We start from the raw sequence: 19,195 nt of genomic DNA on the forward strand, positions 1-19,195 counted from the left end.
CGAGCAGTTCCCCACCGGTTCGTAAAGTTCGTGCCGGAAGACGCTTTCAGAAAGCTGACGGTTCCTTAAAGGGGGCGGCAAAGACGCCGCGGAGCGTTCCGCTTCCGCGGTGACCGGGCGCTGGGCCAGCGTCAGAAGCGCCCTAGATGACCGGCGGACGTCCCAGCCGGGTCATCCGCCACACCGTGCGCCAGCGCATCGGCCGGCGTCGGCCGCACGGGGTGCGCACCCCCTCGGCGAAGCCCGCGGCCCAGGCCCGCATGCCCGCCGCCGAGCGGCCGCGGACGGCCGTCAGCGCCGCCCACACCCCCAGATAGACGGGGACCAGCACGGCCGGCAGATGGCGCTTCGCGAGCCAGACGCGGTTCCGGGCGACCATCCGGTGGTAGACCGCGTGCCGGGTCGGCGAGGTGTACGGGTGCTGCAGCACGACCTCCGGGGCGTAACGGATGCGCCAGCCGTCGTCCAGCGCCCGCCAGGCCAGGTCGGTCTCCTCATGGGCGTAGAAGAACTCGTCCGGCCAGCCGCCGATCCGGTCCAGCATCGGCACGGACAGTGCGTGCCCGCCGCCGAGGAACGTGGTGACCAGCCCGCCCCGCTGCGGATCGCCGACCCGCAGACGCGGCACGTGGCGGCGCTGGGTGCGGCCCAGTTCGTCGGCGATGCGGAAGCTGACGATCCCCAACTTCGGGTCCTCCGCGTAGAGTTCGGCGAGCCGACTGAAGACGTCCGTGCTGATCAGCAGCCCGTCGTCGTCCAGATCGACCACCAGGTCCAGGTCGCCGAGCTTGCGCAGCTCGTCCAGGGCGACGTTCCGGCCACCGGAGACACCCAGGTTCTCGGTCAGCGACACACCGGTGACGCCGTCGGGCAGCGTCGGCAGCGGCGAGCCGTTGCCGACGACCACGATGTGCGTCGCGGGGAGATCCTGCTTCGCCACCGAATCCAGCAGGTCCTGCAGTTCGGTGGGGCGGTTTCCCATGGTCAAGATGGCGACGCCCAGGCGCAGCTGACGCACAGATGAACACTCCGTTCTTGGCGGTCTCTTCAGCGATGCTAGCCGCCGCAACAGACCACCGCGCACCACGACGCAGGCCCCGCGACATCCCGTCGCAACCCGCCCCGGGGCGCCGGCGAACGGTCCGATCGGCGGTCCGCGCCCCCGGTTCGGCGGCGCGGACGCGGTCAGCCCTGTGGGGCGTTGGCGCCGGCCAGGGCACTCGGCCGGGCGGCGAACGCCAGCTCCGGGCCGAACCGCTCCTGATAGCCGTCGGCCAGCGCGCGCAGCGCCGCCGCGCCGTCCCCGTCGTACGACGACCCGTGCATCACGGCCAGCGTCCGGGGCGAGAGCCGGGCCAGGGAACGCATGGTCTCCACCGCCGCCGTCAGACAGGACGTCTGGCGGAACATCTCCTCCGCGTCCAGCGCCGGCCCGACCAGGTCGCGTTCGGTGATCGGCGGGCCGTTGCCCAGATGAGTGAACAGATCACCGCACAGCAGCGTGCCGGTGGTCTCCTCGAACAGCACCCGCGCCTCCCAATTGTGCGGCACATGCGGGGTGTTGAGGTGCATCACCCGGCGGCGCAGCAGCTCCTTGCCACCCAGGTCCAGCGTCTCGCCGTGCGCCAACGGGCGCGGCGGCCGGTCGGCGAGATCGTTGAGCGAGACCAGACACCCCTGGAGCCCGTGGGCCACCTCGGCGCGCGGGGCCGCGGCCAGGAACTCGTTCATCGCCCCGCACTCGTCGGCCTCCACGTGTCCGAACGCCAGCCAACGCAGCTCCGCCACCGGAACCACCCTTCCCACCGCCTCCGAGACCGCGGGGAAGAGATGCCGCATGCCCGTGTGGAACAGCAGCGGCTCCTCCGCGTCGATGAGGAACTGGTTGAACGTGAAGCCGGCCGGCGCGGCCACGTCGGGAACGTAGGTGGAGATCCGGTAGATCCCATCGGCGATCTCGTCGACGCGTGTCTCCATAGGGCCGACGCCTCCTTCCGGGCGGCCCCCCGTCCATCGTAGGGCGGGCGGGTAGACGGGGCGCGACACGGTTCGCGGTGCCGACGGTCGACACGGCAGCCGTCACGGCCGCGCCGGTCGGGGTGCGACAGCAGCCCGCACGGCCGCGCCGGTTGGGGCGACCGTCATGGCTGTCCGCCCCGCTCCCGTAGGGGGTGATCTGGGCCACGGCATGTCTAGGACGGCGCGATGTGGGCAGGGGAGCCGGGCGGTCCGGTGCGCGGAATCGCGGAATCGCGGAATCGCGGAAATGCGGAATACCGTGCGGGTTGGTCCTGTTACGGAAGCCGTGAGGGAAGCTGTGACGGGAGTCGGGCACCGGGCGGGCCGTCCGCCGGCGCCCGGCAGGCCGCCGGTGCGCCGCACGCCGAACCCAACCGAAACACCGAACCCAACCGAAACACCGAACCCGACCGAACAGCGGACACCAGCCGCACACCACAGCCGCCCCGGAGGCCGAAGCGTCCACCCGCCGAAGCCTCGACGAACCGGAAGCAGGGAAGCGCGTATGAGCACCGTGGAGCTCACCAAGGAAAACTTCGACGAGATCGTCTCCGGCAACGATTTCGTCCTGATCGACTTCTGGGCCGAATGGTGCGGCCCCTGCAAGCAGTTCGGGCCGGTCTTCGAGCGGTCGTCCGAGAAGCACGGCGACCTGCTCTTCGCCAAGGTCAACACGGAGAAGCAGCCCGAACTCGCCGCCGCCTTCGACATCCGCTCCATCCCCACCCTGATGATCGTCCGGCAGAACATCGCGGTGTTCGCCCAGCCCGGGGCGCTCCCCGAGGCCGCTCTGGAGGACGTCATCGGCCAGGCCCGTGCCCTCGACATGGACGAGGTCCGCGCCTCGGTCGCCGAGGACCAGGAGCAGCAGGCGCAGAACGGCGGCGGAGAGCAGGCGCAGGGCGCGTGAGCGAGCGAAGCGAGATCGCGGCATGAGCGAGCTCCTGCTGGTCCGGCACGGCGAGACCGAGTGGAGCCGCGACGGCCGGCACACCAGCTGGACCGACCTCCCCCTCACCGCCAACGGCGAGGAGCAGGCCCGCGCACTCCGGCCGCTGCTGTCGGCGCGGAAGATCGCGCGGGTCTACGCCAGCCCGATGACGCGGGCGCTGCGCACCGCCGAACTGGCCGGGCTCCCGTCCCCGCACATCCTCGATGACCTGCGGGAATGGGACTACGGCGGGGACGAGGGGATCACCACCGCCGAGATCCACCGCAGCAGACCCGACTGGTACCTCTTCGACGACGGGGTCGCGCCGGGGCCGGCCGAGCACCCCGGAGAGTCACCCGAGGAGGTCGGGGCGCGCGCCGACCGCGTACTGGCGCTGATCGCGCCCCATCTCGAGGTCGACGAGGGCGATGTGGCGCTGGTGGCGCATGCGCACTTCCTGCGCGTACTGACCGCCCGCCGGCTGGGACTCCCGGCTGCCTCGGGCGGCCTGTTCACCTTCGGCACCGGCACGGTCGGCGTCCTGGGCACCGAGCACGACCGGCCCGCGGTGATCGCCTGGAACGCCCGGAGCCTGTAGGCGGCCGGGCGCCCCTGGGGGCCATCGGGCCGACCGGGCCACTGGGCCGTTGGGCCGTTGGGTCGTTGGGTCACTTGGTCGGGTGGTGCCGTCGGGTCACCGGGCCATCGGGTCACCTCGTCAGGGGGCGTCGGGTCACCGGGCCGTCGGGGCCACCTGGTCAGGGGGCCATCGGGTCGAGGTGCAGGGGCTGCACCTTGCCCTCGATCATCGCGCCCAGCCCCTGCACCGCGCAGGTGCTGGGCTGGTCCGCGATGTGCACCGGCATCGACGTGGCCTCGTGGATCATCGGCTCCAGGCCCGGGATCAGCGCGCTGCCGCCCGCCAGCATGATGCCGCGCTCGCCGAGGTCGGCCACGAGGTCCGGCGGGCAGCGGCGGAGCACCGCACTGATGCCGTCGAGAATCGCCGTCAGCGGGGTGATGATGGCGCGCCGCACCCGCTCGGTGTCCACATGCACGGACCGGGCCAGCCCGCTGACCACGTCCCGCCCGTGCACCTCGGTGGAGCCCGGCGTCAGCTCCCCGTCACCGGACAGCATCAGGTGCAGCGGACGCACCGACTGGTTCGGCAGCATCAGCTCGTGGTGCAGCCGAAGGTGCTGGATCACCGCGTGGTCGATGGCGTTGCCGCCCACGGGGACGGTCTCGGCGGCCACGATCGAGCCGAGCGAGAGCACCGCGACCTGGGTGGTCCCCGCACCGCACACCACGATCATGGTCGCTTCCGGCTGCTCCACCGGGAGCCCGCAACCGACGGCCGCGGCGACCAGCGTGTCGACCAGCTCCACCCGACGGGCGCCCAACCCGGTCAGCGTCTCCACGGCGGCCCGCTGCGCCAGCGGCTCACTGCCGTACGGGAGGCAGACCGCGGCCCGCATCGAGGGCCGCCGCCGCCATGTCTTGCGCAGCTTGTCGCCGACCAGGTGGCGCAGCAGGCGCTGGGCCAGGTCGATGTCCACGACCGTCCCGTTGGAGACCGGCCGGACCACGCGGATGTAGTCCGGCGTGCGGCCGTCCATCACCTCGGCCTGGGCGCCCACGGCCAGCATCGACCCGGTGCGGGTGTTGACCGCGGCGACGGTCGGCTCGTCGACGACCAGCCCCTGGTTCTTGACATACACCCTGGTCCGGGCCGCGCCGAGGTCGACGGCGGCCGAGCAGCGGCGCAGTTGGGCGAGGCTGATGGTCATGGTGGATTCCTCCCCGATGGGCCGGTGCGAACGTCCCCGGCGGGCCGGTACTGGGCACGAGCGCCCGCACGTGAGCGCTCGTGCGCCATCCTCCGAGCCCCCACTGGGCCCCGCCCGCTGAGCGCGTCCGCTCGGGGGACGAGGACGGGGGAGGGGCGGCGTTGGGGTGAGGGGCGGGGCGGGGGCTTGACCGGTAGTCAGGCGCGGGTCGGAGTACCTGAGGCCGATCCCGAGCCCGAGGTCGATCCCGATCCCGATCCCGAGCCCGAGGTCGAGTTCAGGAAGTCTGACTGCATGTCAGCCTTCGGGGGCGGATGTTGCGGCCGGTCCTCTACGAGGCGTCAGTTCGGGCCCTCGGTCAGCCATCGAGTTCATCTCGTTGATCCTCCCGCCCCTCTTCCCTTCCCCTCTCCTCTCCTCTCCTCTCCCGCTCCTGCTTCTCGCTTTCGCTCACCCCTCCACTCGCCGTTGGAAAAGGCCCCAGGTGAACTCCGCGACCACGTCCTGGGGTGCACCGTCCGGTCCGGGGGCGCTGCAGGCCAGGCGCCAGCGGGTGGGGGCGCTGCCCTCCATCGGGCGAGCCGGGGGAAAGGCGCGGGCGACCTCGTCGACCGTGCAGGACCAGGGGGCGAGGTCCGCGGTCGTCCGGATGTCGGGTCCGGGGGCGCCGGGTGCGCGTACGAGCCAGGCGTTCCAGACGCCGCCCCCGGGCGCGGTGAGCACCTCGAACCGCAGGTCCGGCCAGAGGGGGATCGGCCAGGTCAGTGCCTCGCAGGTCAGGTCGCCGATGCGGCGGGTGGCGACGGCCTCCGGCGTACCGAGCAGTGCACGGTACGGCTGGACGCCGGCGCGCGCCCGTGGGCCGTGCATCCGGGCCTGCCAGCGACGGTTGGCCTCGCGCATCTGGGCACGGGTGGCCCGTAGTTGGCGGAGGGCGTTCTCGACGAGGACGGGCTGGTGGTCTGCCATTCGACGCAGCAGTACGAGCTGGAAGGCGAGGGGTCCGGGCAGGTCGGAGGGGGCGCCGGAGCCGGCGGGCGGGGCATTGTCAGTGGCGGGGCTCATGATGGACATGGTCGTGGATGACGGCCGTGGGAGGTGCGGAGGCGGCAGTCGGCGCGGTGCGCGTGGGACCCGCGGCGTGCGCGGGACCGGGGCGGACGCCGTCGGGGAGGAAGAGCACGGAATTGACGTAGCGGCGGTGCGGGGCGAGGGAGCGGCGCAGCAGACCGTGTTCGGCGACGTAGGAGGTACGGGACTGATGGGCGGACAGATCGAAGTCGACCAGCGGCAGCCAGCGGTCGTGTGGCAGTACCCAGCCGCGATATCCACGGGCGGCCGTCCACTCCAGGACGGGCGCCAGCGGTTGGATGCGGGTCTCCAACTCCACGAAGAGGGCCGGAAGTTCGCGCTCGATGGTGCGTGCCGCGCCGCGTAGTACCGCAAGCTCGCCGCCGTCCACATCGATCTTGATGAGGGTGACGGCGGTGAGGCGCAGCGCGTCCAGGGGGAGGCAGGGGACGTCCAGGGTGGCGGAGTGCACCTCACGGCGTACGAGTGAGGAGACCCCGCGGTCGCCGCGGCCGTCCGGAGGGAGCCAGAGCGTGGCGCAACCGGCGTGGTCGGCGGCCGCGGCGGATACGACGTCCACGTGCGCCGGCGTGGTCGAGGCGAGCAGGCGAGCCAGGTGGGGGACGGGCTCGATGGTGACGACCCGGTCCGCGCGGCGTGCCAGGCGCCGGGTCCATGGGCCGTACCACCCTCCGACGTCCACGGCCGTACCACCTGCCGGGCAGAAGTCGGGCAGTCGCCCCAGTTCCGGTTCGAACCGTGGGTAGAGCCCGGCCGCCAGTGCCGACACCATGCGCCCCGGCAGCCAGGGCCCCACCCGCGCCGCGAACGTCATGACCCGGCCCCCGCCCCGGGCCCCCACCCGGACGCCACCCTCTCCGGCCCGGGCTCTGTGACTCCTGCCGCTCCTCCCGCGGCTCCACCTGGCGCCCTTCCCGTTCCCGTTCCCGCTCCTGCCTCCGTTCCTGACTCCGTCGTCCCCACCTCCTCGATCTCGTCCGCGAGCTCGCCCTCGATCTCGTTCCTGTCCTTGCTCTCGCGTATTGCGCGTTCGTGTTCGTCTTCCGATACCTGCTCCCCGGAGGACGGGAGCAACTGGGGAATCCCGTCGAGGATCGGATAGCGCCGACGCAGCCGCGGGTTGTAGAGCGCTTCCTCGGAGGCCAAGAGCACCAGGGGCCCCTTGTCGATCGGGCACGCCAGAATCTTCAACAGCGCATCGTCAGGCTTCACGATCCACTCCCTCCACGCTCGACACTCGACTCCCCCACGCTCGACTTGGTTATCGCGCATCGCGCGTGGCTCATCGCGTGGCTCATCGCTTCGCTCGGCTCATCGCTCGGCCTCGCCATTGATCAGTCCCTTCGTCGGGTAGGTCATGTTGCTTGTGGTCACGGGTGGTTGAGGGGTTCGGTGAGCTGTAGTCGCAACCCTTGGGGCTGTCGGCGGGGGCGCGGTCGTCGCCGGCTCGGGTTTGTGGGGTGCTCCCGGTGCGGAGGGTGCGGATGTCTCGCTGCGCGGAAGTGCGGGTGGGTGGCGTTGCGGCGGAGTGGGTGCGTCGCGGTGGGGCGGCGGGGGTGCTTCGTGGCGTGGGAGCGCCAGGAGGACCGTGAGGGCCACGGTCGTGCCGCCCAGGCGCAGTGCCAGGCGGAGGGGGTCGCCGGGCAGCGGTTCGCCGAACGCCACGGTGCCGCAGGCGACGGTGAAGACGCACGTCACCGTGGTGCAGACGGGCACGATCACCGAGGCTCGGCAGCGTTGCAGGGCGGTCTGGGACAGGACCAGGCCGGCGGCCCCGGTGACGAGGAGCAGGTACGGGTAGGGCGAGCGGAGGACAGCCAACGCGGCGGCCCGGAGGTCGTGGAAGTCGAGCAGGCCGGAGACGCCCTTGATGGCCAGCGAGCTGACGCCGTAGAGGAGCCCGACGGCCACCCCGTAGGGGACGCCGGCGGTTGGCCGACGGTGGCGGCGGCGGGCGCGCAGCTCCGCCGAGCGGTACAGCAGCAGTCCCGCGGCCAGGGACGGTACGGCGATCGTGAGCAGCGTCGCGGGCGGGGCGGTGCGGGCGATGGCCCGGGCGTCGTCGTTCCGGAGGGAGGCGACGACCAGTACGAGTGCCATCAGGATCGCCGCTATGCCCTGCCGCTCCCGGCCGCTGGTGCGCTCGCCGAGCAGCGCAGAGGACATGAGCAGGAGCAGGACCAGCCCCGAGATGAAGATGCCCTGGGCGGCGGCTATGGGGAGGGTGCGGTAGACGGCGAGTTGGGCGGCGAAGCCCGCGGCCAGGGCGAGTGAGCCGCCGAGCCACAGGGGGCTGCTGAGGAGATGGCGTATGAGGCGGGCGGGGCGGTGGGTGCTGAGGGCGGGGAGGGTGGCGAGTGCGCGTTTCTCCAGGACGAAGCCGGTGCTGTAGAGGACGTTGGCGAGCAGTGCGGACGCCACGCCCCACCAGAGCATGGGCCTACCTCCTTCTCGGGGGACTCGCGTGTCCGGGGTGACTGGCTTGCTGGGGCGGCTCGCTTGCGCCGGGCCGGCTTGCTTGCTCGGATGGCTCGCTTTCTCGGGTGGCTTGGACGGTCTTTGGTGGCTCCCTGTGGCTGGGGTGGCTCGGGTGGTCTTCGGTGGCTGTTCTGTGGCTGTTCTTTGGTGGCTCGGGTTGTTCTTTGGTTTGGGTGGTGGTGGTTCCGGGGTGGGGCCGGTGGGTGTGCCTTGCGGGGGCCTCCTTCCTTGCTATTTCGGCAACGATTACGGAGTGTAGTTTTGTTCCCGGGTTCGTTACAGAGTGTGGCGGGCGGGGTGGGTGGGGTGGAGGGGGTGGTTGTGGTGAGTGGGGTGGGGGCGGGCGTGGGCCAGGAGGATGGAGGCGAGGGAGGGGGCGTGGCAGGCGGCGCGGTCGAAGGGGCGGAGCGGGCGGGGGACGTCGTGGTATGGGGCGCCGGCGATGCGGATGACATCGAAGCCGGAGGCGGTGAGGAAGGCGCGGAGCGCGCGGGCGGTGTAGAGGCGCAGATGGCCGACGACCTGGCTGCCGGGGCGGCCGTGGATGGCGCGCAGGCTGACCTCCGAGAAGACGGGCTGGACACCGGCCAGCAGGAGGCCGCGGTTGTACCAGGCGGCGAGGTTCGGGGTGGAGAGCAGCAGATGGCCGCCCGGGCGTAGCACGCGGCGGAGTTCGTCGAGGGCGGCGTCGGGGTCGACGAGGTGCTCGATGACCTCGCTGAAGAGGACGGCGTCGGCCGAGCCGGTGGCGAACGGGAGCCCGCCGTCGGTGAGTTCGCCGCGTACGACGTGTCCGATGTGGGTGGCGGCGCGGCGGAGGGCGTCCTGGGACCAGTCGACGCCGATGACGCGGTGACCTGTGAGGACGTCGGCGGCGGTGGCCGCCGCGGTGCCGTCGCCGCAGCCGATGTCCAGGACGGTGGCGGGCGGCGCGCCGGCGTGTACGGGGCCGAGGGCGCGCGCCAGGAGCCGGGCCTGTCGTCGGCTGCGGGCGTCGCCGGACGCGACCGGCACCGCGGGGTTCTCGTAGAAGCTCCGAAGGGGGGTGGTGGTCATGGGGTGCCGCCTTCTTCCGCCGGGGGGACGGGGCCTGGCGCGGGGGCGGTTCCCGGGGGCCGGGTGGCGGGTGCGGCGGTCGGGGGCCAGGCGGTGGCGGCGAGGGAGGAGCGGAAGAGGTCGAGCAGGCGGGTGGCGGCGGCCTCGTCGAGGAGGGCGCGGGACCAGCGGAGGGCGAGGTGGATGCGGTCCCCGTCGCAGGTGGCGGCGGTGGTGATGCTCAGACCGCGGGGCATCCGGGCCGGCGCGGAGAACCACACCGCGGTCGCCCGGCCGCCCGTTTCGCCGAAGTCCAGGGGGTACGGGACGCGGCCGATGTTGGAGAGGAGGGTGGTGGGCGTCCAGGGGGCGGCGAGGGAGCGGAGGGCACGGGTGAGGGCTCGACGGGGCCCGACGGGGAGGGGGAGGGAGGCCAGCACGGCGGCGGGCAGGCCGAGCGGGGAACGGGGAGTGGTCGACTTCAGGGCCCGGGTATGGGCGGATGTGTGGTGCAGGAGACGGGTGAGGGGGGTGGGGGTCGAGGTGGTGCGGGGAGCAACGCCCGGGCTGGTGTGTGGCGTGAGGGGTGGTGTGGTGGACGGGAAGGGGACGGCGGCGAGGCGGGTGCCGTTGCCGATGGGCATGTGGGGGCCTCGCGAGCGGTCGTCGATGGGCATGGTGATGACGACGGGGGCGGCGGGGCGGTCGTGGAGCTGGTTCCAGCGGGCGGCCATCAGGTAGGTGGCGACCAGGAGTTGGTCGTTGACGGTGTAGGGGGGCCGTTCGCCGGTGGGGTGTGGGGGGCGGGTGGGGACGGAGAGTTCGGTGAGGAGCATGCCGTTGCCGTTGCCGTTGCCGCTGCCGCTGGTGCTGCTGGTGCTGCTGGTCGTCGGGTTGGTGGGTGGCGTGGAGTGGTCGGGGGCGAGGCGGGCCGGGCGGGTGAGGAGTCCCGGGCGGGAGCGGCCAGGCAGTTGCGGTGGATAGGGCGGATGAGGTGGGTGAGGTGGATGGGTGGGGTGAGTGGGATGGGTGGGATGGGTGGGCGGCTCGGGCGGATCTGCCGGCCCGGATGGGCTTGTACGGCCCGCCGGTTCTGTTGACCCGGCCGGGCCTGTGGACCCGGCGTACAGTTCGGCGGCGGTGGCCAGGATGCGGAGGCAGGCCGGGCCGTCCAGGGCGGTGTGGTGGAGGGTGAGCAGCAGCACGGTGCCGGCGGAGGGGGCCGCTGGTCGACGGTCGTCGACGGGGGCGGCGTGCGCGGGCTCGATGACCTCCAGGCGGACGGGGGGCGAGGCGTCCAGGGGAGGGCAGTCGGTGAGCGCACGGGCCCGGGCATGGGCGAGGGCGTCGGGGCCCGGCGGCGGGAAGACGACCGCGTCCACGTCCGGGGCCGAAGTGAGCTGCCAGGTGTAGTGGCGGTGCCACCAGCGGGTCGGCACCTGGCGCATCAGGACGCGCGGATGGCGGGCGAGGGCTTGGTGGAACGCGGTGCGCAGCCGTTCGTGGTCGAGTCGGCCGGGGAGGTGCACCTCTATGTGGACGGTCTCCGGTTCGTCGTCCTCCAGGCAGTGCCGGGAGATCTCGTCCACCAGGGGGAACGGGATGCGCGCGGGGTGGTGAGGACGGGCGGGTGCGGTGGTGCGGGGGTGGACGCCCCGACTCCTCGGCGGGTCGTCTTGAGCCGGTTGAGCCGGTTGAGCCGGTTGAGCCGGTTGGACCGGTTGGACCGGTCGGGCTGGTTCCAGGGCGGTCATCGTGAGGTGTCCTCCTGGCTGGTGGCAGGGGGCCGGCTGGTGGCCGGGGGTACCGTGCCGGCGTCCGGTGGTGGGACGGCAGCGTCGGGCGGTGGGGCGACAACGTCCGGTGGTGGGGCGTCGGCCGTGGCGGAGGTGTCGGGTGCGGGCGTCGGCAGGGTGACGACGGCTGCCGCGAGTGCCAGCAGGGCCAGGGCCTGGGCGAGCCCGCTGAAGGCGCCCTCGTGGTCGGCGGCGGGGTGGCCCGCGCCGACGGCGGCGGTGATGCCGGCCGCGAGCATCGCGGTGCCGGCCAGCGGTACCAGTGCTCGCGGCCGGAGGCGGGCCACCAGGGCCAGCGGCGCGACGATCAGCGCGTACGGCCCGGCCGCCAGGGCCACCACCGCGGTCAGGGCCAGCGTGCCCAGGACCCAGGACGGGGCGGGCGGTTGCGGCGGCGCGGCGGGCGGGGTGCCCGGGGTGGGGCGGGTGCGGCGGATCAGGGCGGAGGCGAGGAGCGCGACGATGCCCAGCGCGCCGGCGACGAGGCCCGTGTCGTAGGAGGTGGCCGGGGCGTAGGAGAGCGTGACGGTGCCGCCGGCGCCGGCCGGGACGAGGAACGCCTGTTGCCAGCCGTCCACGCGGAGCGGGGCGAGTTCCCGGCCGTCGAGGGTGGCGTGCCAGCCGTCGTTGGCGTTCTCGTGGAGTTGGAGGTAGGCGGCCGGGCCGGCGCCGATGGTGACGGTGCGGTGGTCGCCGGTCCAGTCTTCGGCCGCGACGGCCCGTGCGCTGTCGGGGGTCCGTGCCGTGTCGGGGGTGTCGGTGGACCGCGCGTCGGCAGGAGGCCGGACGTCGGTGGAGGACCGCGGTCCGGCGGACGAGCGCGCGTCGGCGGACGACCGGGCGTCGGCGGACGACCGGGTGTTCACCGAGGGCGACATGGCCGCGGCCGCCGGTCCTCGGCCCAATGTCACGTCCGTGATCGCCAACGGGCCCTGGTCGCCGGCCTCCACGCGGTGCTGGCCGGCGCGCAGCAGCAGCCGACCGTCGGTGACGGCGGGACCGCAGAGCTGCACGTCGATGGGGCGGCGGTCGGTGAGGTCGCGGATCGAGCCGCTGGCCCGGCTGGCGTACAGGATGCCGTCGACGGCGAGCGCCGGGCCCTGGCCGCAGGGGAGGGCGAAGCGCTTGTTGGGGGCCGGGCGCGGGGTGCGGTAGGCGTCGAGGGCGGGGATGTAGACCTCGCTGAGGCCGACGGGGAGTTGCAGGGCCTGGCCGGCGACGGGGTTGCTGAGGGTGAGTTCCTTGACCTTGCTGATGGTGATGTCGAGGCGGTCGGTGGTGATCGGGTCGAAGCGGGCCAGGCCGTTCTCGTCGACGCCGGCGGTGGCCGCGCCGTAGGGGGAGTCGAGCTGGATCTGCTCGGGGCGGGTGGAGATGCCGCCGGCGGCGGCCAGCACGATCTGGTCGATCTTCTTCTTGCCGGGCCAGCGCAGGTGGAGGGTGGGTTTGTCGCCGGCGATCCAGGCCGTCGTCAGGTCGCCGTCGACGAGGTTGCGGGGGCTGAGGGACTGGCCGAAGCCGAAGCTGGTGGAGTCGGCGGTGGCGGTGATGCGGTCCTTCTGTTCGGGGGCGACCTTGTCCAGGAGCCGGTCGAGGGCGGTGCCGGGGACGGCGAGCGCGGTGCCGGAGACGGTGTAGGGGGCGGTGCGGCCGGTGCTGAACTGGCGGTGCAGGCCGATCTCGGCGGAGACGGGGGAGAGGCCGCCGGGGTCGCTGCCGCGGTGGAGGGAGATGACCTGGGAGGGGGAGTCGGATCGGGTGGCGTCGGTGGGGAGTTGGAGCAGCCGGGTGACCTGGACGCCGGGGATGGAGATCTCGGTGAAGCCGGCGCCGGAGAGGCCGGCGCGCGGGTTCTGCGAGCCGCGGATGGTGAGTTGGAGCCAGGCCGCCCTGCCCGGGGGCGCCTTGATCTGCTGGCGGGAGCCGTCGGGGCGGAGGGTGCTGTCGGCGCTGCCGCGGTCGGTCTGGACGCGGACGGCGGTGGGGGCGGCGCGGAGTCCGTCGCCGCGCAGCGGGGTGACGGAGAGGCTCGCGGGAATGGTGGTGGGGTTGGTGAAGGCGATGCGGATCCACTGGCCGACGGGGTTGCCGGCGCTGCCCTCCGCCCAGGCGGTGTCGGGGTTGCCGTCGAAGGCGTTGACCGGGTCGTACTGCGGCAGGTGGAAGAGCCAGTTGCCGCTGGAGGAGGCGGTGACGGAGGCGGCGCCGCGGAGCACCGCGGTGGTCTGGTGGTCGATGCCGGAGGTCGGGAGGATCTGCCGCGGTGGGCGGCCGGGGTCCTGGAGGCTGCCGGGGAGGTTGGTCTCGTCGGCGGTGTAGGTGTACGAGGTGTTGCTGTTGACCAGGCCGAAGCGGGTGTCGGCGCGGCGCAGCCCGTCGGCGGTGAGCTGGAGCGGCGGGGTGCCGAGGCCGGGGTGGCGGTCGCCGGACAGGACGGTGGCACGGTTGCGCAGCGCGGGGTCGGCGGAGAGCTGGAGGAGGGCTTCCGGCCCGCCGCTGAGCTGGGCGGTGTCCGCGGCGGCGGGGGCGGTGACGGGGCCCGGTTCGGGGACGCCCTGCGGTCGGTAGACCTCGACGGAGCGTTGGCGCGGGTAGAGGCCCTGCACCTGGAGGGGGGCTTCGGCGGGGATCCGGCCGCCGGTGGTGAGCGGGCCGAAGGCGGCGGCCTTGCGGTAGCCGGACGCCTCCAGGGTGCGTTCGACGGTCTGCGGGGGGACGTAGCCGATCTGGTCGGGGTCGAGGTCGTTGCGGACGACGACGTCGTGGATGCCGGCCCGGTGCAGGTAGTCGCGCAGGCCGGGGACCTCGGCACCGGTGAGCAGCGCCTGTTCGACGGCGTCCAGGGCGCGGCGCGAGCCGGGGGTCCCGAAGGGCACGAAGTCGCGCTGCGCCCAGGGGGATCGGGCGAGTACGTCGAGGGGGTCGTCGATGGGGGAGCCCCAGGTGAACAGGCCGTGTGCGGTGGCGGGGACGACCAGGGAGCGGCTGCCGTGGGTGTGGTCCTTGAGCCAGTCGGCGGTCTGCCGCCAGTAGGTGGGGAGTTGGGTGAAGGCGCCGGGCTGGAGGACGTTGCCGTTGAGGTACGGCAGGGCGAGGGCCGGCAGGACCAGCAGCGCGGCGACGGCGGCGGGCAGTCGGCGGGCGGCGGCCGGGCGGGTGGCGCGCCGCCCGGTGCCCGTCCACCGGACGGCGGCCAGCAGGTGGGTCAGGCCCAGGGCGAGGGCCAGTCCGAGGCCGGGGGTGAACTTGTAGATGTTGCGGAACGGGCGCAGCCAGCCGTTCAGCCAGTCCTGCCACGGGCCGTGCAGGGGGCCGCCGAGGGTGCCGCCGTAGCCGGCCAGGGTGATCAGGGCGACGGTCAGCACGGTGAGCAGCAGCCAGCGGCGTTCGGGCAGGTCGCGGCGGGCCAGGCCGGCCAGGCCCAGGGCGGCGGCCAGGGCCGAGCCGGCGACGGCGACGGCGTTCCCGGTCAGGGTCCAGCCGGCGGGCAGCCAGGGTTTGCCGAAGTTGAGGTAGCCGACCCAGTTGCCGGCGCCGCGCAGCAGTTCGGTGGCGGACATGGTGCCGGTGGTGGTGTCGGCCTGTTCGATGAACGGCATGAAGTTCTCGCCGTGCAGGCCCAGGAGGAGCAGCGGGATCGCCCACCAGGCGGTGGCCAGCGCGACGCCCGGCAGCCACCAGGTGAGCAGGGCGCGGCGGCGCGGTCCCGTACGGGAGAGCAGATACAGCAGCGCGGGCAGCAGGGAGGCCAGGGTGGAGGCCGCGTTGACGCCGCCCATGCAGGGGATCAGCAGGGCCGAACGGGTCGCCGCGGTGCGGGGGCCCCGTCGCGGGTCGGTGAGCGGCAGCAGCACCCAGGGCAGCACCGCGCCGGGCAGCGCGGCGGCGGACGTGGAGCCGATGACGAGGGTGAAGGCGGGCCACAGGGCGTAGCAGGCGGCGCCCAGGAGCCGGGTCGGCGGGGTGCCGGCGCGGAACCGTTCGGCGAGCCGCAGGGCGCCCCAGAAGGCGGTGGTGACGATCAGCGACATCCACAGCCGTTCGGCGAGCCAGACGGGCAGGTGGACGACGTGGGCCGCGCCGTAATACGGGAGGGAGGGGAAGGCGTAGCCGATGTACTGGTCGGCGAGGCCGCCGAAGCCGGCCCGGTCGTGCCACATGTGGCCGAGGTCGGCGAGGAACCGCCCGGGGGCGGCGGCCACCCCCAGCTTGGTCTCGAACGTCATCTTCCCCGGCGAGGGTGCCAGGAACGCGACCAGCACGGCGGCCCAGAACGCCAGCAGCCAGCGCCGGCGCCGGGGCGTGTCGGGCGGTGGCGCGGGGGCGGTGGCCGGGGTGCCGCCGGCGTCGGGCGCTCCGGGGGACGGGGACATCTTCAGCGTCTGGGTCATGGCAACCGCCGGAGGATGAGGAGGAGGTTCCAGGTGGCGATCTCGCGGACGCCGGGGAGGCGGGGGATGGTCTCGGCGAGGAACGGCGCGTAGCGGGAGCGGGCGGTGACCACCGCGACGTCGTCCCGGGCCCGGACCTGCCGCAGGGTGCGGCCGACGTGCACGGCGAAGAGGTTCTCGCCCAGGGTGTGCTTGGCGGGGCGGCCGGTGCGCCGGTGGTAGCGGCGGCGGGCCCGTTCGGCGCCGAGGTAGTGCCAGGGGGCGGTCTCGTGGCCGCCCCAGGGGGAGAGCCAGTTGGTGAACGCCACGTAGATCAGGCCGCCGGGGCGGGTGACCCGCACCAGTTCGCTGAGGAAGGTCTGCGGGTCGGCGACGTGCTCCAGGACGTTGGAGGAGAAGCAGACGTCGGCGGTGCCGTCGGCGAGCGGCAGCAGGTAGCCGTCGGCGAGCACCGCGCCGTCGGGGGTCCGGCCGCGGGCGGTGAGTTCGGCGGGGTCGGGTTCGAAGAGGTAGCCGTGGGCGCCGCGGCGGCGGAACTCCTCGGTGAAGTGGCCGCTGCCGCCGCCGACGTCGGCGACCACCGCGCCGTGCAGCGGGATATGGCGTTCGACCTGGTCGGCGGCGTCCCGGGCGAGCAGCCGGTAGCAGTGTTCGGGGTCGGTCGGTTCGTTCAGGAAGGCCCGGAAGAGGGCCAGGGACCTGCGCAGCGAGGGGTCGCGCACGGGGCGGTCACCGCCCGGGGAGCGGCCGCAGGTACGCCTCCGCGGCGACCGCCCGGAAGCTGCGGACGGTCCGGCTCCATCTGAAGCGGGCGGCGCGGTCGGCCGCCGCGGCGCCCAGCGCGTGCCGCCGGCGGGCGCTCAGGCCCAGGGTGCACCAGTGCGCGGCGAAGGCGCTCTCGCCGCGAGCCAGCAGTCCGGTGGTGCCGTCCTCGACGGAGTCCCGCAGGCCGGGGACGTCGAAGCCGATGGTGGGGGTGCGGCGCGCGGCGGCCTCCATCACCACCAGGCCCCAGCCCTCGACGAGGGAGGGGTGCAGCAACAGCCAGGCCGAGCAAAGCAGTTGGTGTTTGCGTTGTTCGGAGATCCGGCCGGTGAAGGTGACGCCGGGGCCGGCCAGCGCGGTCAGCCGGGCGCGCTCCGGGCCGTCGCCGACGATCACCAGCCGGCCGCCGGTGACCGGACGGACCCGTTCCCACAGCCGCAGCAGCAGATCGATCCGCTTGTACTCGACGAGCCGGCCCATGGCCAGGAACAGCGGCTCGGGGGCCTCGGGGACGAGCGGACCGGGTTCCTCCACGCCGTTGTGGACGAGCCGGATCCGGTCGGGCGCGACGCCGAGTTCCTGAAGGGCGGCGGCGGTCGAGTCGGACACCGCGACCATCAGGTTGCCGCGGTGGGTGCCGGCCAGCGCCCAGCGCTCCAGGCGGCGGCCGAGCCGGGCGGCGGGCGCCGGGTAGCGCATCCGCCACAGGTCGGTGTGGACGTGGTTGACCAGGCACAGCGTCGGGCCGCGGTGCCACAGCGGCGCGAGGTAGGGCATGCCGTTGCAGACCTCGACCAGCAGGTCGCAGCCGCCGGCCCGGCGCGCCACCTGGCGGGGGACGCGCAGGAAGTGGCCGGCGTCGCCGCCCGCCGAGACGACCCGGTAGCCGCGGTCGGAGGCCGGTCCGCCGCACAGCAGGGTGACCTGGTGGCCGTGGGCGGTGAGCCCGTCGGCGATCCGGTCCACCAGCAGTTCGGAGCCGCCGGCGGCGGGGTTGCCCAGGTCGCGGCGGGCCAGGAACACGATCCGGCGGGGGAGCGGGGCGGCGCCGGCGGCCGGAGCGGCGGCCGCGGCCGGTGCACGGGGTGCCGGCGGTGCCGGGGACGCGGCGGGTAGCGGAGGGGAGGGGGGGACATGCTGGGGCATGTGCGATCCAACTCGTCTCAGGGTGCGGTACCTGCGGTGGGGGACGTACTGCGTGCTGAGTCGTGCGGGTCGTGCGGGTCGTGCGGAGACGTACGGGGACGGGTGGGTGTGCGAGCGGGCGGGGGACGGTCGGTACGGGGCGTGCGGGGGCGTGTTCCCGGTGGGAGGCACAGTGTTCGCGCCGGGGCGGGCCCGCGGCTACTCACCGGGGTGACAAAATCCGCTCCGCTCCCGCCCGTTGCGTCCTCACGCCGCTGAGAATCGGCCACCGCGCCGCCCGCGGGCCACCAGCACCCCGCCGGCCACCGCGAGCACCCCGCCGGCCGCGCCGGCGGCGGTCGGCAGCGTCCGTCCGACCAGGGCCAACTTCCCGCTGTCGGCCCGCGCCAGGGCGATCTGCGCCCGGCGGGTGGCGGGCGTGAACGCCAGGTTCCGGGCCCGCAGCAGCACGACCGCGTCCCGCCGGGCGCCGGGTGCCCGCAGCGTCTTGACCGGCGAGATCGACGCGTCGACGATCCGCCCGGTGCGCTCCTCGACGACCAGCTCGATCCCGGTGTTGGCGTACCACTCCTCGGCCTGGATCTGGCCCTGCCCCGGGCGGCCGACCAGCCGCCCGGGGACCTGCCGGGTGCCGGTCCGGGTGGCCGGCACGGTCCCGGTGAAGCGGTAGCCGGTGATCCCCCGCAGTTGCGTGGTGCCGGCGAAGCGGAGCGGGACGGCCGCGCCGAGGGTGTCGTCCCACCAGCGGTAGGTCTTCTTCTCCACCGAGAAAGGGAACTTCAGGTAGGCGTCCCCGTCGAAGCGGGTGGGACTCTCCCCGCAGCAGTGCACCGGGGCGTTGCTGCGCCGGTCGGTGACCCAGCGGCCGGTGGTCCACTGGAACGCCCTGCGCGGGTCCTTAAGGGGCAGCGTCCGCGGGGTGTCGACCGCCGTGGACACGTCCCAGACCGCCCGCCCGCTCTGCTCGCTGGCCGCGACGTCGCCCAGCACGTGCCGGGTGATGGTGATCCGCTGCCCGTCCCGGGTGGTCAGCGCGTCGGTGTCGAAGTAGCTGCCGGTGCCGGTGAAGACCGTGGTGACGTCCACGTCGACGGGGGTGACCGCGGCCCGCGGCGTCACGTACCAGATCAGCAGCGGGGCCAGCACCAGCAGGAACACGCCGGCGCCGAGGAGCGCCAGGGAGAGCGGCGAGGCGGTGCGGGGTACGGGGGAGGGAGAGGGGGAATCGGAGTCGGCGGCGGAAGAGCCGGGATATCTGGATTGACGCATACGAGCACTCCTGGAAGCGGTGGGGGAACACGCCCTGGTGCACGTGCGGCGCCGCGACGCGGCGCCATGGGCCGGGAACGTAAGCGAACCCTTGACAGCGCGTCAATGCCCTTCCACACTCGGCAGGCACCACGACCGAAGCGGCGCCGCGCGGTGGGAACGCGGCACCGCCGCCGGTCTCCCGAGCCGTTGGGCCCTGCGGGCCGCGGGGCCGCAGGGCCGTCCGCCCCGCGGCCGTACGCCTGCCGACGTGCTCCTCTGTTCCGCTCTCCCGGTACCGCTCGCGCCGCTCTCCCGGTACCGGCTGCCGACGAAGGGATCGCCGCGCCATGCACCGCACGCTCGCCGCCGCGCTGACCGCCCTGGCCGCCGCCGCCCTGGCCGTGGGCGCCGCACTGGGCATCGTCGCCGCCCTGGAGGCCACGCCCGAGCAGCCGAACGTACCGCTGGTGACCTTCGGCCGGCCCGGCGCGTAAGGGCCGC

15 protein-coding genes and 1 pseudogene are annotated in these 19,195 nt (G+C 73.8%); 3 read left to right on the forward strand and 13 right to left on the reverse strand.

All coding sequences use genetic code 11. From position 1 onward, the window contains the following. Positions 1-142: 142 nt before the first annotated feature. Together SNOUR_RS26915 and SNOUR_RS26920 are read right to left on the reverse strand one after the other, a co-directional pair. Positions 143-1,018: a glycosyltransferase family 2 protein gene (locus tag SNOUR_RS26915; RefSeq protein ID WP_067351901.1), complete on the reverse strand. Its 876-nt coding sequence runs from the start codon at positions 1,016-1,018 to the stop codon at positions 143-145. A 167-nt stretch (positions 1,019-1,185) separates the two neighbouring features. Further along, the gene (locus SNOUR_RS26920; RefSeq protein ID WP_067351904.1) at positions 1,186-1,977 is read right to left on the reverse strand and encodes an oxygen-binding di-iron domain-containing protein; all 792 of its coding nucleotides are present in this window, start codon (positions 1,975-1,977) and stop codon (positions 1,186-1,188) included. 547 nt (positions 1,978-2,524) lie between these two features. On the opposite strand from SNOUR_RS26920, the gene trxA reads away from it, so the two are divergent. Beyond that, a complete protein-coding gene (gene trxA, locus SNOUR_RS26925) occupies positions 2,525-2,929 on the forward strand; it encodes a thioredoxin (RefSeq protein WP_067351907.1) in 405 nt (134 codons plus the stop codon). Positions 2,930-2,951: 22 nt separating this feature from the next. Then, positions 2,952-3,548 carry a histidine phosphatase family protein gene (locus SNOUR_RS26930; RefSeq protein WP_067351910.1) on the forward strand — a complete coding sequence of 199 codons (597 nt, stop codon included), beginning with the start codon at positions 2,952-2,954 and terminating at the stop codon, positions 3,546-3,548. 160 nt (positions 3,549-3,708) lie between these two features. Here SNOUR_RS26930 and SNOUR_RS26935 read toward each other — a convergent pair whose 3' ends face one another. The 11 genes and pseudogenes from SNOUR_RS26935 to pgfA form a co-directional block, all read right to left on the reverse strand. After that, positions 3,709-4,740 carry a rod shape-determining protein gene (locus tag SNOUR_RS26935; protein WP_039636803.1) on the reverse strand — a complete coding sequence of 344 codons (1,032 nt, stop codon included), beginning with the start codon at positions 4,738-4,740 and terminating at the stop codon, positions 3,709-3,711. A 450-nt stretch (positions 4,741-5,190) separates the two neighbouring features. Further along, entirely contained in the window at positions 5,191-5,805 is a 615-nt protein-coding gene (locus SNOUR_RS26940; RefSeq protein WP_067351911.1) for a hypothetical protein, read from the reverse strand. Beyond that, on the reverse strand, positions 5,789-6,646 hold the full coding sequence (locus SNOUR_RS26945) for an FkbM family methyltransferase (protein WP_067358830.1): 858 nt from the start codon (positions 6,644-6,646) through the stop codon (positions 5,789-5,791). Before SNOUR_RS26945 ends, SNOUR_RS26940 begins: the two co-directional genes overlap by 17 nt. Positions 6,647-6,849: 203 nt before the next feature. Continuing rightward, a pseudogene (locus SNOUR_RS26950) lies at positions 6,850-7,044 on the reverse strand (Trm112 family protein); the annotation flags it as partial. A gap of 99 nt (positions 7,045-7,143) precedes the next feature. Next, entirely contained in the window at positions 7,144-8,268 is a 1,125-nt protein-coding gene (locus tag SNOUR_RS26955) for a DMT family transporter (RefSeq protein WP_067351914.1), read from the reverse strand. Positions 8,269-8,586: 318 nt separating this feature from the next. Further along, positions 8,587-9,366, reverse strand: coding sequence for a class I SAM-dependent methyltransferase (locus tag SNOUR_RS26960; protein WP_079142902.1), 780 nt, complete (start codon positions 9,364-9,366; stop codon positions 8,587-8,589). After that, the gene (locus SNOUR_RS26965; RefSeq protein ID WP_376738549.1) at positions 9,363-11,099 is read right to left on the reverse strand and encodes a condensation protein; all 1,737 of its coding nucleotides are present in this window, start codon (positions 11,097-11,099) and stop codon (positions 9,363-9,365) included. Before SNOUR_RS26965 ends, SNOUR_RS26960 begins: the two co-directional genes overlap by 4 nt. Continuing rightward, entirely contained in the window at positions 11,096-15,532 is a 4,437-nt protein-coding gene (locus tag SNOUR_RS26970; RefSeq protein WP_079142903.1) for an alpha-(1->3)-arabinofuranosyltransferase domain-containing protein, read from the reverse strand. Before SNOUR_RS26970 ends, SNOUR_RS26965 begins: the two co-directional genes overlap by 4 nt. After that, complete coding sequence (locus SNOUR_RS26975; protein ID WP_067351919.1) at positions 15,529-16,254, reverse strand: class I SAM-dependent methyltransferase; 726 nt, start codon at positions 16,252-16,254, stop codon at positions 15,529-15,531. The genes SNOUR_RS26970 and SNOUR_RS26975 overlap by 4 nt, the downstream gene beginning before the upstream one ends. 7 nt (positions 16,255-16,261) lie before the next feature. Further along, complete coding sequence (locus tag SNOUR_RS26980; RefSeq protein WP_067351920.1) at positions 16,262-17,443, reverse strand: glycosyltransferase family 4 protein; 1,182 nt, start codon at positions 17,441-17,443, stop codon at positions 16,262-16,264. Positions 17,444-17,689: 246 nt separating this feature from the next. Beyond that, a complete protein-coding gene (gene pgfA / locus SNOUR_RS26985; protein ID WP_079142904.1) occupies positions 17,690-18,712 on the reverse strand; it encodes a cell envelope lipid trafficking protein PgfA in 1,023 nt (340 codons plus the stop codon). Between the two features lie 329 nt (positions 18,713-19,041). On the opposite strand from pgfA, the gene SNOUR_RS47255 reads away from it, so the two are divergent. Further along, positions 19,042-19,188 carry a hypothetical protein gene (locus SNOUR_RS47255; protein ID WP_167739071.1) on the forward strand — a complete coding sequence of 49 codons (147 nt, stop codon included), beginning with the start codon at positions 19,042-19,044 and terminating at the stop codon, positions 19,186-19,188. Positions 19,189-19,195: the final 7 nt, after the last annotated feature.

Origin of the sequence: Streptomyces noursei ATCC 11455, assembly GCF_001704275.1 — a bacterium.
GTDB classification, from domain to species: Bacteria; Actinomycetota; Actinomycetes; order Streptomycetales; family Streptomycetaceae; genus Streptomyces; species Streptomyces noursei.

Excerpts from the sequence above, each read along its gene's own strand:
- SNOUR_RS26920 (WP_067351904.1), bottom strand. The coding sequence starts at position 1,977 with ATGGAGACACGCGTCGACGAGATCGCCGATGGGATCTACCGGATCTCC.
- trxA (WP_067351907.1), top strand. The coding sequence starts at position 2,525 with ATGAGCACCGTGGAGCTCACCAAGGAAAACTTCGACGAGATCGTCTCC.
- SNOUR_RS26930 (WP_067351910.1), top strand. The coding sequence starts at position 2,952 with ATGAGCGAGCTCCTGCTGGTCCGGCACGGCGAGACCGAGTGGAGCCGC.
- SNOUR_RS26935 (WP_039636803.1), bottom strand. The coding sequence starts at position 4,740 with ATGACCATCAGCCTCGCCCAACTGCGCCGCTGCTCGGCCGCCGTCGAC.
- SNOUR_RS26940 (WP_067351911.1), bottom strand. The coding sequence starts at position 5,805 with ATGAGCCCCGCCACTGACAATGCCCCGCCCGCCGGCTCCGGCGCCCCC.
- SNOUR_RS26945 (WP_067358830.1), bottom strand. The coding sequence starts at position 6,646 with ATGACGTTCGCGGCGCGGGTGGGGCCCTGGCTGCCGGGGCGCATGGTG.
- SNOUR_RS26955 (WP_067351914.1), bottom strand. The coding sequence starts at position 8,268 with ATGCTCTGGTGGGGCGTGGCGTCCGCACTGCTCGCCAACGTCCTCTAC.
- SNOUR_RS26960 (WP_079142902.1), bottom strand. The coding sequence starts at position 9,366 with ATGACCACCACCCCCCTTCGGAGCTTCTACGAGAACCCCGCGGTGCCG.
- SNOUR_RS26965 (WP_376738549.1), bottom strand. The coding sequence starts at position 11,099 with ATGACCGCCCTGGAACCAGCCCGACCGGTCCAACCGGTCCAACCGGCT.
- SNOUR_RS26970 (WP_079142903.1), bottom strand. The coding sequence starts at position 15,532 with ATGACCCAGACGCTGAAGATGTCCCCGTCCCCCGGAGCGCCCGACGCC.
- SNOUR_RS26980 (WP_067351920.1), bottom strand. The coding sequence starts at position 17,443 with ATGCCCCAGCATGTCCCCCCCTCCCCTCCGCTACCCGCCGCGTCCCCG.
- pgfA (WP_079142904.1), bottom strand. The coding sequence starts at position 18,712 with ATGCGTCAATCCAGATATCCCGGCTCTTCCGCCGCCGACTCCGATTCC.
- SNOUR_RS47255 (WP_167739071.1), top strand. The coding sequence starts at position 19,042 with ATGCACCGCACGCTCGCCGCCGCGCTGACCGCCCTGGCCGCCGCCGCC.